This is a genomic window from Streptomyces sp. CS113 (genome assembly GCF_002188365.1).
In the GTDB taxonomy this organism is placed as follows: domain Bacteria; phylum Actinomycetota; class Actinomycetes; order Streptomycetales; family Streptomycetaceae; genus Streptomyces; species Streptomyces tendae.
In genome coordinates this window covers 7,463,529-7,476,057 of record NZ_KZ195574.1, presented here as the reverse complement: position 1 = coordinate 7,476,057, position 12,529 = coordinate 7,463,529, and the positions used below count along the sequence as shown (strand labels likewise).

Annotated in this window: 12 protein-coding genes; 4 read left to right on the top strand and 8 right to left on the bottom strand. The window is 71.5% G+C overall.

The genetic code is table 11. The annotated features are described in order from the left end of the window. Positions 1-135: 135 nt before the first annotated feature. A complete protein-coding gene (locus B9W62_RS33705) occupies positions 136-2,649 on the top strand; it encodes a DEAD/DEAH box helicase (protein WP_179235799.1) in 2,514 nt (837 codons plus the stop codon). Positions 2,650-2,668: 19 nt separating this feature from the next. Beyond that, entirely contained in the window at positions 2,669-3,535 is an 867-nt protein-coding gene (locus B9W62_RS33700) for an acyl-CoA thioesterase (protein WP_087810700.1), read from the top strand. 1 nt (position 3,536) lies between these two features. On the opposite strand, the gene B9W62_RS33695 is transcribed toward B9W62_RS33700, so the two are convergent. Together B9W62_RS33695 and B9W62_RS33690 are read right to left on the bottom strand one after the other, a co-directional pair. Further along, positions 3,537-4,511 (bottom strand): DUF6397 family protein, encoded by a 975-nt coding sequence (locus B9W62_RS33695; RefSeq protein ID WP_087810699.1) that lies wholly within the window; start codon positions 4,509-4,511, stop codon positions 3,537-3,539. 137 nt (positions 4,512-4,648) lie between these two features. Further along, a complete protein-coding gene (locus B9W62_RS33690; RefSeq protein ID WP_087810698.1) occupies positions 4,649-5,062 on the bottom strand; it encodes a roadblock/LC7 domain-containing protein in 414 nt (137 codons plus the stop codon). Between the two features lie 105 nt (positions 5,063-5,167). Here B9W62_RS33690 and B9W62_RS33685 point away from each other — a divergent pair, with 105 nt between their 5' ends. Beyond that, positions 5,168-5,596 (top strand): PPOX class F420-dependent oxidoreductase, encoded by a 429-nt coding sequence (locus B9W62_RS33685; protein ID WP_087810697.1) that lies wholly within the window; start codon positions 5,168-5,170, stop codon positions 5,594-5,596. Between the two features lie 68 nt (positions 5,597-5,664). Here B9W62_RS33685 and B9W62_RS33680 read toward each other — a convergent pair whose 3' ends face one another. From B9W62_RS33680 to B9W62_RS33660, 5 genes are all read right to left on the bottom strand, one after another. Next, on the bottom strand, positions 5,665-6,270 hold the full coding sequence (locus tag B9W62_RS33680) for a GTP-binding protein (protein WP_087810696.1): 606 nt from the start codon (positions 6,268-6,270) through the stop codon (positions 5,665-5,667). 112 nt (positions 6,271-6,382) lie between these two features. Further along, on the bottom strand, positions 6,383-6,796 hold the full coding sequence (locus tag B9W62_RS33675; protein ID WP_087810695.1) for a DUF742 domain-containing protein: 414 nt from the start codon (positions 6,794-6,796) through the stop codon (positions 6,383-6,385). 18 nt (positions 6,797-6,814) lie between these two features. Further along, positions 6,815-7,252 carry a roadblock/LC7 domain-containing protein gene (locus tag B9W62_RS33670; protein WP_087810694.1) on the bottom strand — a complete coding sequence of 146 codons (438 nt, stop codon included), beginning with the start codon at positions 7,250-7,252 and terminating at the stop codon, positions 6,815-6,817. Next, on the bottom strand, positions 7,249-9,882 hold the full coding sequence (locus B9W62_RS33665; protein WP_087810693.1) for a sensor histidine kinase: 2,634 nt from the start codon (positions 9,880-9,882) through the stop codon (positions 7,249-7,251). Before B9W62_RS33665 ends, B9W62_RS33670 begins: the two co-directional genes overlap by 4 nt. A 61-nt stretch (positions 9,883-9,943) precedes the next feature. Next, positions 9,944-10,720 (bottom strand): MHYT domain-containing protein, encoded by a 777-nt coding sequence (locus B9W62_RS33660; protein ID WP_087810692.1) that lies wholly within the window; start codon positions 10,718-10,720, stop codon positions 9,944-9,946. 152 nt (positions 10,721-10,872) lie between these two features. Here B9W62_RS33660 and B9W62_RS33655 point away from each other — a divergent pair, with 152 nt between their 5' ends. Beyond that, positions 10,873-11,472: a class I SAM-dependent methyltransferase gene (locus B9W62_RS33655; protein ID WP_087810691.1), complete on the top strand. Its 600-nt coding sequence runs from the start codon at positions 10,873-10,875 to the stop codon at positions 11,470-11,472. Between the two features lie 129 nt (positions 11,473-11,601). Here the strand turns inward: B9W62_RS33655 and B9W62_RS33650 are convergent, their stop codons facing one another. Further along, positions 11,602-12,462: an oxygenase MpaB family protein gene (locus B9W62_RS33650; protein WP_179235798.1), complete on the bottom strand. Its 861-nt coding sequence runs from the start codon at positions 12,460-12,462 to the stop codon at positions 11,602-11,604. Between the last annotated feature and the right edge of the window lie 67 nt (positions 12,463-12,529).

The window sequence follows — 12,529 nt, the reverse complement described above, 5'->3', positions numbered from 1 at the left end:
CGCCCCATTCCTCGTGTGCCGCTGTGCAGTTGTCCAGGTCCGCTGTTGCCGCGCCGGCGACCCAGCGTAGCGTTCGTGATCTTCACGCGGACAGCCGATTCCCCCATCGTGGCCCGGGGCAGGCAAGATGGGGGCGTGACCCTCATCGATCAGCTGCCGCGGACCGCCGACCCCGATGCCCTGTACGAAGCCTTCGAGGCGTGGGCGCAGGAGCGCGGTCTCACGCTCTACCCCCATCAGGAGGAGGCGCTGATCGAGGTGGTCTCCGGCGCGAACGTGATCGTGTCGACCCCCACCGGCTCCGGCAAGAGCATGATCGCGGCGGGCGCTCATTTCGCCGCCCTGGCCCGCGACGAGGTCACCTTCTACACGGCCCCGATCAAGGCGCTGGTGTCGGAGAAGTTCTTCGAGCTGTGCAAGATCTTCGGCACCGAGAACGTGGGCATGCTGACCGGCGACGCCTCGGTGAACTCCGACGCCCCCGTCATCTGCTGCACCGCCGAGGTCCTGGCCTCGATCGCACTGCGTGACGGCAAGCACGCGGACATCGGCCAGGTCGTCATGGACGAGTTCCACTTCTACGCGGAGCCGGACCGCGGGTGGGCCTGGCAGATTCCGCTGCTGGAACTGCCGCAGGCCCAGTTCGTCCTCATGTCGGCGACGCTCGGTGACGTCTCCTTCTTCGAGCAGGACCTCGCGCGCCGCACCGGCCGTCCCACCTCGGTGGTCCGCTCGGCCACCCGTCCGGTGCCGCTGTCCTACGAGTTCCGCTACACCCCGCTCACCGAGACCCTCACCGATCTGCTGGCGGCCCGGCAGGCGCCCGTGTACATCGTGCACTTCACCCAGGCGCAGGCCGTGGAGCGGGCGCAGGCGCTGATGAGCATCAACATGTGCACCCGCGAGGAGAAGGAGCGGATCGCCGACCTCATCGGCAACTTCCGCTTCACCACGAAGTTCGGCCGCAACCTCTCCCGCTACGTGCGGCACGGCATCGGGGTCCACCACGCCGGCATGCTGCCCAAGTACCGGCGGCTGGTGGAGAAGCTCGCGCAGGCCGGCCTGCTGAAGGTGATCTGCGGCACGGACACGCTCGGCGTGGGCGTCAACGTCCCGATCCGAACCGTGCTGTTCACGGCGCTGACCAAGTACGACGGCACCCGCGTACGCACACTGAGGGCCCGGGAGTTCCACCAGATCGCCGGGCGTGCGGGGCGCGCCGGGTTCGACACGGAGGGGTTCGTGGTCGCGCAGGCGCCCGAGCACGTCGTCGAGAACGAGAAGGCGCTCGCCAAGGCCGGGGACGATCCGAAGAAGCGGCGGAAGGTCGTGCGGAAGAAGGCTCCCGAAGGGTTCGTCGCCTGGTCGGAGAGCACGTTCGACAAGCTGATCGGCTCGGAGCCGGAGCCGCTCACGTCCCGCTTCCGGGTCACCCACACCATGCTGCTGTCGGTGATCGCCCGCCCCGGCGACGCCTTCTCCGCGATGCGGCACCTGCTGGAGGACAACCACGAGCCGCGCAGGCAGCAGCTCAGGCACATCCGGCGGGCGATCGCCATCTACCGCTCGCTGCTGGACGGCGGCATCGTGGAGAAGCTCGAGCAGCCGGACGCGGAGGGGCGCATCGTGCGTCTCACGGTGGACCTCCAGCAGGACTTCGCGCTGAACCAGCCGCTGTCCACCTTCGCCCTGGCCGCCTTCGAACTGCTGGACCCGGAGTCGCCGTCGTACGCGCTGGACATGGTGTCCGTGGTGGAGTCCACGCTGGACGACCCGCGGCAGATCCTCGCCGCCCAGCAGAACAAGGCGCGCGGTGAGGCCGTGGCCGCGATGAAGGCGGACGGCGTCGAGTACGAGGAGCGCATGGAGCGCCTCCAGGACATCACGTACCCGAAGCCCTTGGAGGAGCTGCTCTTCCACGCCTACGACACGTACCGCAGGAGCCACCCCTGGGTCGGTGACCACCCGCTGTCCCCGAAGTCGGTCATCCGCGACATGTACGAACGGGCGCTGACCTTCACGGAGTTGGTCTCCCACTACGAACTGGCCCGCACCGAGGGCATCGTGCTGCGCTACCTGGCGAGCGCCTACAAGGCCCTCGACCACACCGTGCCGGACGATCTGAAGTCCGAGGACCTCCAGGACCTGATCGAGTGGCTCGGCGAGATGGTGCGCCAGGTCGACTCCAGTCTCCTCGACGAGTGGGAGCAGCTCGCCAACCCGGAGGAGATGACGGCGGAGGAGGCCCAGGAGAAGGCCGATCAGGTACGGCCGGTCACCGCCAACGCGCGCGCCTTCCGGGTGCTGGTCCGCAACGCCATGTTCCGCCGGGTCGAGCTCGCCGCCCTGGACCAGGTCGGTGAGCTGGGCGAGATGGACGCCGACGCGGGCTGGGACGCCGACGCGTGGGGCGAGGCCATGGACGCGTACTGGGACGAGTACGACGACCTCGGCACCGGCCCGGACGCCCGCGGTCCGAAGCTGCTGATCATCGAGGAAGAGCCGCAGAACGGGCTGTGGCGGGTGCGGCAGATCTTCGACGACCCGAACGACGACCACGACTGGGGCATCAGCGCGGAGGTCGACCTCACCGCCTCCGACGCGGAGGGCCGTGCGGTCGTCCGTGTCACCGATGTCGGCCAGCTGTGAGCACAGGAGAACACCACCCATGACGAATCCGGCCGAGAGCCTCGTCGCACTGCTCGACCTGGAGCAGATCGAGGTCAACATCTTCCGTGGCCGCAGCCCCGAGGAGTCGCTACAGCGGGTCTTCGGCGGCCAGGTGGCCGGCCAGGCGCTGGTCGCCGCGGGACGGACCACCGACGGCGACCGCCCGGTGCACTCGCTGCACGCGTACTTCCTGCGTCCGGGACGCCCGGGTGTGCCGATCGTGTACCAGGTCGAACGGGACCGGGACGGGCGGTCGTTCACCACCCGCCGGGTCACGGCCGTGCAGCAGGGCCGCACGATCTTCACGCTCACCGCCTCCTTTCACAAGCCTGAGCAGGGGAGTTTCGAGCATCAGCTGCCGCCGGCCCGCAAGGTCCCCGATCCGGAGTCCCTACCGACGGTCGCCGAGGAGGTGCGGGAGCACCTGGGTGCGCTGCCGGAGCAGTTGGAGCGCATGGCCCGTCGTCAGCCCTTCGACATCCGCTACGTCGACCGGCTGCGCTGGAGCGCCGAGGACGTCGAGGGCGCCGAGCCCCGCAGCGCCGTGTGGATGCGCGCGGTCGGGTCGCTCGGCGACGACCCGCTCGTGCACACCTGCGCCCTGACCTACGCCAGCGACATGACGCTCCTGGACGCCGTGCGCATTCCTGTGGAGCCGTTGTGGGGTCCGCGGGGGTTCGACATGGCGTCGCTGGATCACGCCATGTGGTTCCACCGGCCGTTCCGGGCGGACGAGTGGTTCCTGTACGACCAGGAGTCTCCGATCGCGACCGGTGGGCGTGGGCTGGCCCGCGGACGGATCTACGACACGGAGGGGCGCTTGCTGGTGTCCGTGGTGCAGGAAGGGCTCTTCCGGGCCCTGTAGGTCAGGAGTCCCTGCGCCACAGCCTGCCGAGCAGGCTGCTCAGCCGTCGGGGCTGCTGCTCCGCCTCGCTCGGCGGGGTGTCCTCCGCTTCGCGCGGCACCGGTTCCGCCGTACCGCGCGTCAGGGATTGCGGACCGGGCGGGTGCGGCGCGACGAGCGTGCCCGGGCGGGGCGCCGGACGATGTCGGCGGGCCGTGTCCACCGCGGCCGCCAGCTCCGAGCGGAGCCGGTCGACCTCGTCCGGGTCGGCAGCCGTGGCGATCTCCTCGGCGAGCTGTGCGGCCGGGGAGCCCGGCGAGCCGTGCGTGGCGAGTGCGGGACGGAACCGGCGCAGATGGGAACGCTCGTAGGGATCCGTGACGACGGCCGCGATCTCGGCGGCGTCGAGCAGTGACGCCACCGCCGCGGCCCGGGCCCAGGGGTCGTCCGCCTGCCGGAGCAGGAATCCCAGGTGCCTTCCCCGCCAGTTGCGAGGACGCAGGTCAAGTCCCCCTCCCAACTGGTCCCGCAGCCCTTCGGGTGTGCGCCCCTTCAGCAGTGCGGTGTTGCGCTCGTCGGCCCGGAACCGGCGCAGCTCCTCCGCCAGATACAGCCAGACCACGGCGCGGTACCTGTTGAGGTAAAACTTCACGGGCACCAGCAGCCCCAGCCGTGCGAGACGTGTGAACCGGGCCGTGGTCACGTCCATGAGGGCCGCGCCCTCCCTGGTCCCGACGGTCCGGACTGCGGCCCGGAGCACGTCGGGGAAACCGTCCGCCGCCCGGATCCGGTCGATCTCGTCGCGGGGGACGCGCCGCCCGCCTCCCCCGTCGTCGGGTACGGTGCGGACTCGGCCGAGCTGGACCGCCAGGTCGAAGTCACCGCGCCTGAGGCCCAGTTCCCGCGCCGCGCGATGACGGGTGACCGAGGCGGTCCGGGTGGTGCCGGTCTGCCCGCCGGCTTCGGCGACGTTGTGCGTGAGGGTGTTGCCGGACATGGTTCGTCTCCCCCGTGGAGTGTGTGGCGGGCGCCGTCCGCGCCCGCTGACACAAAAACCGTAGCCGGATCCGCGACATCCGTGGCGAGCCTGTGGATAACTCCGCGGCCGACCGGCGGGGTCACCGAAAGCGCAGGTCAGGGCTCGGTGGGTGATATCCGTCCCGGCTGCCGGGCATCGACGTCGAGGTGCTCGCCCACCCGGTTCACGAGCAGTGTCATCTCGTACGCGATCTGCCCGATGTCCGCCTCGGCCCCGCTGAGCACGCACAGGCAACTGCCCGACCCCGCGGCGGTGACGAACAGCACCGCGTCGTCGAACTCGACCATCGTCTGCCGTACCTGACCGGCGCCGAAGTGGCGGCCCGAGCCCTTGGCCAGGCTGTGCAGTCCGGACGAGACGGCGGCGAGGTGCTCGGCGTCCTCGCGTCGCAGGCCCGTACTCGCGCCGGTCACCAGGCCGTCGTTGGACAGGACCAACGCGTGCCTTACGTGTTCGACGCGCGCGGTCAGGTCGTCGAGCAACCAGCCGAGTCCCTGGTTCTGCACCATGATCCGATCTCCCCGTGTCTCCCCGTATGCGTTGCCTCCCCCTGGCCGGGGGATCCGTCCGCCAGCCTTCCCCACGCCCGTGCTCCGGGCAAGGAGGATGGGGGCATGGCACAGAAGATGACCGATGAGGAATGGCGGGCGTTCGTCTCGGACGGCACCCGCACCGGAAAGCTCTCGACCGTTCGGGCCGACGGCAGCCCGCATGTGGCGCCCATCTGGTTCCTGCTGGACGGGGACGACCTGGTGTTCAACACCGGCAAGGACACCGTGAAGGGGCGCAATCTGGTCCGTGACGGCCGCATCGCCCTGTGTGTGGACGACGACCGGCCGCCTTTCGACTTCGTCGTGCTCCAGGGGCGTGCGCGGATCTCGGAGGACCTCGACGAACTGCGGCACTGGGCCGCCCGCATCGGCGCCCGATACATGGGTGAAGACCGCGCCGAGGAGTTCGGGGCGCGCAACGGTGTCCCGGGCGAACTCCTCGTACGGGTCACCGTGGACAAGGTCCTCGCCCAGAAATCGGTCGCGGCGTGAGGGCAGGAGCCGACGGCACGGGCTGAGGGAACGCACCGAGAGCGGCCCTGTCGTCGGCGCCGGTCCGGTCAGCGGACGGAGTCGAGGAGCCGGGCTGTGTGCATCCGCCCGGCGTACTCGACGAGCCGGATCAGCACCTCCTTCCCCGAATCGCGGTCCCGGGCGTCACACAGCACCACGGGCGTTCCCGGATCTAGGTCGAGCGCCCTGAGGACGCTGTGCTCGTCGTGGCGGCGCGCTCCCGTGAAGCAGTTCACGGCCACCACGAACGGGATGTGCCGGTGTTCGAAGTAGTCCACCGCGGGGAAGCAGTCCGCGAGGCGCCGGGTGTCCGCGAGGACGACGGCGCCGAGCGCGCCCTGCGCCAGTTCGTCCCAGAGGAACCAGAACCGGTCCTGCCCCGGCGTGCCGAAGAGGTAGAGGGAAAGGCCGGAACGGATCGTGATGCGGCCGAAATCCATGGCGACGGTCGTGGTGACCTTCCGGTCGATGCCGTCGGTGTCGTCCACGAGCCGCCCGGCCTCGCTGAGCAGTTCCTCCGTGCGCAGCGGCCTGATCTCGCTGACCGCGCCCACCAGGGTGGTCTTGCCCACGCCGAACCCTCCGGCGACCAGGATCTTCAACGCCAGCGCGGTCGTGTCGCCGTCCGTGGCGTCGGAGCGTTCGGAGACCATCGATCACTTCTCTCGGTGCGGGTGGTCGTGCACATGGGTGCCGGTCGTGGTCGTGCGAGTCGTTGTCGTGGCCGTGGTCGTGGTCGTGCCGGTCATGGTCTTTCGGCCTTCTCTACAGAGCGCGCAGTCCGTCGATCACTTCGCGCAGAATCCGTTCGTCGGGCAACTGCGCCGGCGGCACGGGGCGGCTGACGGTCACACACCCCAGTTCCACCAGGTCGCCGAGGAGCACCCTGACGACGCCCACGGGAAGATCCGCATCGGCGGCGAGTTCGGCGACCGACTGGGTTTCCGTGCGGCACAGGCCGATCAGGGTGCGGTGTTCCGGTCCGAGGACGGCGTCTTCGACGTCCGGTGCGCCGACCGCGCGCGCGACGAGGGCGATCAGGTCGAACCGCACTCCCGCGGGCCCCGGCCGGGTGCGGCCGCCGGTCATCGCGTAGGGACGGACGAGTGGTCCGGCCTCGTTGTCGTACCACTGGCTGCCCGGTCCTTCCCGGCCACCACCCGTGCTGTCGTCGGTCATCCCTGAGGCCCTTCCGGGTCATGCGCCGAAGGAGGGCCGTACGGCGGCACGCGGCGCGGTGTGCAGGTGCTCGCCGACCCGTCTCACCAGCCGTGCCATCTCGTAGGCCACGAGACCGATGTCCGCGCTCACGGCGGTGAGGACGGCGAGGCAGGAGCCGTCTCCGGCCGCGGCCACGAACAGGAACCCGTCGTCCATCTCGACCATGGTCTGGCGCACGCCCCCGGCGCCGAAGTGCCGGCCCGCTCCCTTGGCCAGGCTGTGGAAGCCGGAGGCGACGGCGGCGAGGTGCTCGGCGTCCTCGCGACCGAGGCCGTTGGACGCGCCCACGGCGAGCCCGTCGTTCGACAACACGACGGCGTGCCGCACCTCGTGCACCCGTCCGACCAGGTCGTCCAGGAGCCAGTCGAGTTCGCGGGTCCGCCGGGCGGCTCCCGTGCCGGGGTTCTGGATCATGCGGGGTCTCCTTCGGTGCTGTCGCCGGTCGGCGGTGCCGGGCGGCCGGGGCGACGGCCACCGCCTCGCGACCAGCCGTCGCGGTACGCGGTCATGCGGTCCCGCACTGCCTCGGGGGTGCGCTCCTCGCCGCCGCGCTCCTCGTCACCGCGCGGCGGGCCGGGCCGCGGCGGCCCCACGGGGCTCTCGCCACGCAGTTGAGGGGCCAGACTGGCCTGCCGCACCCGGCGGGGAAGGTCGTCGGACTCCCCCGTCGGCCGCGACTCTCGAGGGTCGTCGCTCCTCGCGGGGGTTTCGGATGCGTCGGGGACGTCGGAGGAGCGGTGCAGTCGCAGGGCAGGCGCCCCGGGAGGCCGACCCGCAGTGGTGGTGCGCGTTGCCGCCGGTGCGGCGGATGTCAGCGCCGGCCGGTCGACCGGTGCGGGAACGGGGTCCTGCTGCCCGGAGGAACCGGGCACGCGTGCGTACAGGTGCTCCTCGTCCCGGGCCGCCTGATGTGCCGCCCCGGCAGGGGTCGCCGCGGTTTCGCCGTGCAGGAGTGCGAGGGGCAGGAGGACGACTGCGGTGGTGCCGCCGTAGGGGGAGGTCCTGAGGTGCACCTTGATGTCCTGCCGGGCGGCGAGTCGGCTGACGACGAACAGGCCGAGCCGGTCGCTGTCGAACAGGTCGAGTGTCTCGGAACGTGTGATGCGGTGGTTGGCCTCGGCGAGGGCGTCCTTGCCCATGCCGAGGCCGCGGTCCTCGACCTCGATCGCATAGCCGTTGCCGACGGGTTCACCGGTGACCCGCACGCGCGTGTGGGGTGGTGAGAACTGGGCGGCGTTCTCGATGATCTCGGCCAGGAGGTGGGTGACGTCGGCCACGGCGGCGCCCTTGACCGACGCTTCGGGCAGCTGCCGTACCTCCACGCGTGCGTAGTCCTCGACTTCGGAGACGGCGGCACGGACCACGTCGGTCACGGGGACGGGCATCCGCCAGGCGCGGCCGGGCGCAGCGCCGGAGAGGATGATCAGACTTTCGGCGTGGCGGCGCATGCGGGTGGTGAGGTGGTCGAGCCGGAAGAGGTCGCTGAGTTCGTTCGGGTCCTCGGAACGCCGTTCCATGCTGTCGAGGAGACTCAGTTGACGGTGGACGAGGATCTGACTGCGGCGGGCGAGGTTGACGAAGACCCCGGCGATGCCGCCGGCGAGTTCGGCCCGTTCCACGGCGGCGCGCAGAGCGGCGCGGTGCACGCTGGCCAGGGCCTCGGCGACCTGTCCGGCCTCGTCCTCGGCAGGAGGCCGGTGCGGTGCCTCGGACCGGATGTCTATCTCGTCCCCCGCGCGCAGCCTGCGCATCGCCTCGGGAAGCTTGTGGCGGGCGATTTCCAGGGCGCTGTCGCGCAGGCTCACCAGTTCGACGACCAGGCCACGGCCGATGCGGACGGAGATGACGAGGGACGCGGCGACGGCGAGGAGGCCGAACAGGACCGCGGCCCCGGCCGGCGTGAGCACACCGCGGGTGAACGGGTCGGTCCGGTCGGCGACCGAGCGTCCGGCGTCCCGCTCGATCGCCCGCATGCCGTCCCGTACGCGCGTGTGCGCCCCGTCCCAGGCGGACCGGGGAACCGTCGCCCCGACCGGTCCTCCCCGCGTACCACTGCCGAGCAGCCGGTCCTCCGTGGCGCCCACGGCCAGGTAGGCATCGCTGTCGGCCAGGTTCCGCCAGGCCGCGCCTTCGTCGCCGCGCAGATCGGCGACGGCGGCCCCGGTCAGTGTCCGGCGTGTGTCCACGGCGCCGGTGAACAGGCGCAGTCGCGCCCCGGCGAGCCCGTCGGCCAGGCGGGCACTGGCCAGCAGTACGTCCTCCTGGGCCAGTGCCTCGCCCGCGCGGGCGAATTCGACCAGGACGCGCGCGTCCGATCCCGGATCGGTGTCCTGGACGCCGCTCAGCGCGCCGCCCACGTGGAAGGCCGTCGAGATGGCCGCCGTGTAGCGGCGGTAGGCGTCTTCCCAGTCGGCGCGGTGGTCGAGGACGGCGGTTCGCAGCGGCCCCAGTCGTTCGGCTCCGGTGACGAACGCCTCGAGCCGCCGGGCCACTCCGGTGGGCAGTTCCTCGCTGTCGGCCACGGTGTGGTGGTCGCCGAGCCGTAGCTTTCCCACCGCGCGGTCGGTGCGCGCGGTCAGTTCCCGGAAGTCCGCGCCGGGCACCGACGACGGGTCGGTGGCGAGCCGGACGGCGGCGAGCCGCTCGGCCTGTAGGGCGGCGACGGCGGCGTTCACGGGGACCCGGACTCGGGCGTCCACGCGCTGGACCTGCCGCAGCCGGGAGATGTCCTGGGCGGTGGTGACGGTGGCGTACGCCCACAGGGCCAGGAGGGAGACGACGGGCACCATGAGGAGGCAGACGATCCGCGCGCGCACGGTGCGGGGCTGTACGCGCCTTGGCCACGTGCGTGTGTCGGGCGGGGCCGCTGCCTCGCCGGCCGGCTCTGCCGGGCCCTCGTCGGCGGGCGGTCCGGCGTGCGCGCGACGGCCGCGTACGGACGGCCGGGACGGCACGTCCGATGGCCTGTCGGACGGAGTGTCGGACGGCGTGTCGGCGCCCGCTTCGGGCGTCGGACGTGCGGGGGTGGGACGGGGTGGACGCATGGCCTCCTCGCTCGGGACGGAGTCGGTGCGTTGCCTCGGGCCCTGCGGCCCGGACACGCCGCTACGGGGCGGTGCTCCCAGCGGGTTGCCGCCGGACCGAGGTGGGCGCCTCGCGCTCCCCGGCCGTCGGCGACAGCGCGACGAAGGCCGACGTCAGAAAGAGGTAGGACCCGAGGCCGACGGCGAGGGGGAAGATGAACTGCATCGCCGTGGCCCCGGGCAGCGCCTCGCCGGAGGGCGTGACGCGCACGCTCACCGCGGCCATGCCGGTGTAGTGCATGCTGCTCACGGCCGCCCCCATGATCAGTGAGGCGAGGGCGACCGCGAGAGGCGACTCGGTGTTGAGCGCCGCCCACAGGGCCGCGGTGGCGGCTGCAACGGCTATGAGCACGGAGAGCCCTACGCGTGCCGGGTCGTAGCCCACCTCGCCGTGCAGGCGCATGGCCGCCATGCCGAGGTAGTGCATGCTCGCGACGCCCAATCCCGTGGTGAGTCCGCCGAGCAGAAGGGCTCGCACCCGGTTGCGGCCGTAGCCGACGGCGAAGACTCCGACGCAGACGACGAGCACGGCGACGAGCAGACTCACGAGGGTGAGAGGTACGTCGTACCGGATGTCGGTGCCGCTGACCCGGAAGCCGAGCATGGCGACGAAGTGCATCGTCCAGATGCCCGTGCCGATGGCCGAGGCCGCGGTCAGAAGCCAGTTGCGGCGCGTGTGCCCGGTGGCGGCCAGGGCGCGCACGGTGCAGCGCAGTCCGAGGGCGGCGCCGGTACAGGCCATCGCGTACGACAGCGCGGGTGTCAGCCAGCCCAGGGCTGCGTGGTCCAGGTGTCCCATGGCCCCGGGACGCTAGTCCCGACCGGGGCGCACAACGGGGGCGCATTTCGAAAGGTGTTGCTATCTGACACAGAGAGGCGCTGGAACGATCGCGTCACGCTCGAACATGTGCGCTGCGACATCTTCCGTGCTCTTGGGGGATCATGCGAAGCATGAGCGACGACCACACGCGCGTGCAGGAGTTCTTCGGTTCCCGGGCCGCCGACTGGGACCGCCGGTTCCCCGACGACGGCCCGGCCTACGCGGCCGCGGTCGCCGAGCTGGGGCTGCGCGAAGGTGATCGGGTACTGGACGCGGGGTGCGGCACCGGTCGGGCCCTGCCCCCGTTGCGTACGGCGGTGGGGCCGACGGGGCTGGTCGTCGGGGCCGATCTCACGCCTGCCATGCTCCAGGCCGCCGTACGGGCCGGCAGGGACCGCGACGGGCGCCTGCTGCTTACCGACGTCGCCGCGCTGCCGCTGCGATCCGGGGTGCTGGACGCGGTGTTCGCGGCGGGTCTCGTCGCGCACCTGCCCGATCCCGTCGGCAACCTGCGGGAGTTGGCGCGCGTCGTACGTCCGGGCGGTGTGCTGGCGCTGTTCCACCCGATCGGCCGGGCGGCGCTCGCGGCCCGGCAGGGACGGCAGCTCACACCGGACGACCTGCGCGCGGAGCGCAATCTCCGTCCGCTGCTGGGCGGTTCCGGATGGGACATGACGGCGTACGTCGACGAGGACGACCGCTTCCTGGCCCTGGCGACCCGCGCGGGCTGAGATCGGGAGCCCTTCGGCACTTATGCGCATCGAGGGTCCGATCCCCTGCACCTGGGGGCCGATGGCCCAGTGATCGTCGCGGGCGCCGTCTCCCGGGCCCCACTCGGTCGGCCGCGGGAGACGCTCGCCTCATTCGGCGGCCGGCGAGCCGATGTGGCGGACCGGGCAGCCCCGGACGCCGGGGACCGGACGGGTGCCCAGGTCAGCCAGCCGGTAGCCGTTCGGGTAGCCCTTGACCTCCCGGTTCTGACGGGCGTGGTGCGGGGCACGCCTCGGCGGCAGCAGCCGGACCACGCGTCCGCGCAGCCTGACGGCCCGGCGCACGGCCACGCGGGTGGCGGGGCTCGGCGGAGCGTAACCGAAGGCCCGCAGGAGGGGCTCGTCGAGCAGGGCGAGGGTCCCGGCGCGCAGAAGCGGGGCGAGAGGGCGCGGATACCAGGAGGCCATGAGATCGAGCGTGGCGTCGGAAACCCGGCGCGCGTCCTCGTCCCAGGCGAAGTGGGCCTCCTCGTAGGCGTCGAGACAGGCTTCGAACTCCTCGTACGAACCCGGGATGTCCTTGATGCCCATGTGCCGTCCCAGCGTGCGGTAGTGAACGGCGGTGGCGACTACCTCGTGGCGCGACATCCTGCGCCAGCCGTAGGTGTCGATCCAGCGAGTGGGGATCACGACGAACGTGCACAGGACGTACCGCATGTCGTCGTTGGTGATGTCGTAGCTGCGGTGCATCCGGTTGATCCGTCGGATGGCCGTGCGGCCCTGCGCACTGTCGACGCCGTGCTCGACCACGGCGTCGAGGAGCAGTGCCGTGTCGTCGTACCGCTTCTGGGGCCGGTCGGTGAACTCCGCCGTCTCGGCGAGCAGCCGGCCGATGCTCGGCACGGCGTAGGTGCGGTAGAGCGCCAGCTCCAGGGCGCGGGCGAAGTCCCAGGGGAACTCGTAGGCCGAGGACAGCCGGTAGATCTCCGAGGCGTCCTCGTAGGGATCCATGCGCCGGATCCGTGCCAGTCTTTCGAACCGCCGCGTCACGTGACCGCCCCCTTCTGCGGATGGGGCT

Coding starts and splice junctions, on each gene's coding strand:
- B9W62_RS33700 (WP_087810700.1), top strand. CDS start 2,669: ATGACGAATCCGGCCGAGAGCCTCGTCGCACTGCTCGACCTGGAGCAG.
- B9W62_RS33695 (WP_087810699.1), bottom strand. CDS start 4,511: ATGTCCGGCAACACCCTCACGCACAACGTCGCCGAAGCCGGCGGGCAG.
- B9W62_RS33690 (WP_087810698.1), bottom strand. CDS start 5,062: ATGGTGCAGAACCAGGGACTCGGCTGGTTGCTCGACGACCTGACCGCG.
- B9W62_RS33685 (WP_087810697.1), top strand. CDS start 5,168: ATGGCACAGAAGATGACCGATGAGGAATGGCGGGCGTTCGTCTCGGAC.
- B9W62_RS33680 (WP_087810696.1), bottom strand. CDS start 6,270: ATGGTCTCCGAACGCTCCGACGCCACGGACGGCGACACGACCGCGCTG.
- B9W62_RS33675 (WP_087810695.1), bottom strand. CDS start 6,796: ATGACCGACGACAGCACGGGTGGTGGCCGGGAAGGACCGGGCAGCCAG.
- B9W62_RS33670 (WP_087810694.1), bottom strand. CDS start 7,252: ATGATCCAGAACCCCGGCACGGGAGCCGCCCGGCGGACCCGCGAACTC.
- B9W62_RS33665 (WP_087810693.1), bottom strand. CDS start 9,882: ATGCGTCCACCCCGTCCCACCCCCGCACGTCCGACGCCCGAAGCGGGC.
- B9W62_RS33660 (WP_087810692.1), bottom strand. CDS start 10,720: ATGGGACACCTGGACCACGCAGCCCTGGGCTGGCTGACACCCGCGCTG.
- B9W62_RS33655 (WP_087810691.1), top strand. CDS start 10,873: ATGAGCGACGACCACACGCGCGTGCAGGAGTTCTTCGGTTCCCGGGCC.
- B9W62_RS33650 (WP_179235798.1), bottom strand. CDS start 12,462: ATGGATCCCTACGAGGACGCCTCGGAGATCTACCGGCTGTCCTCGGCC.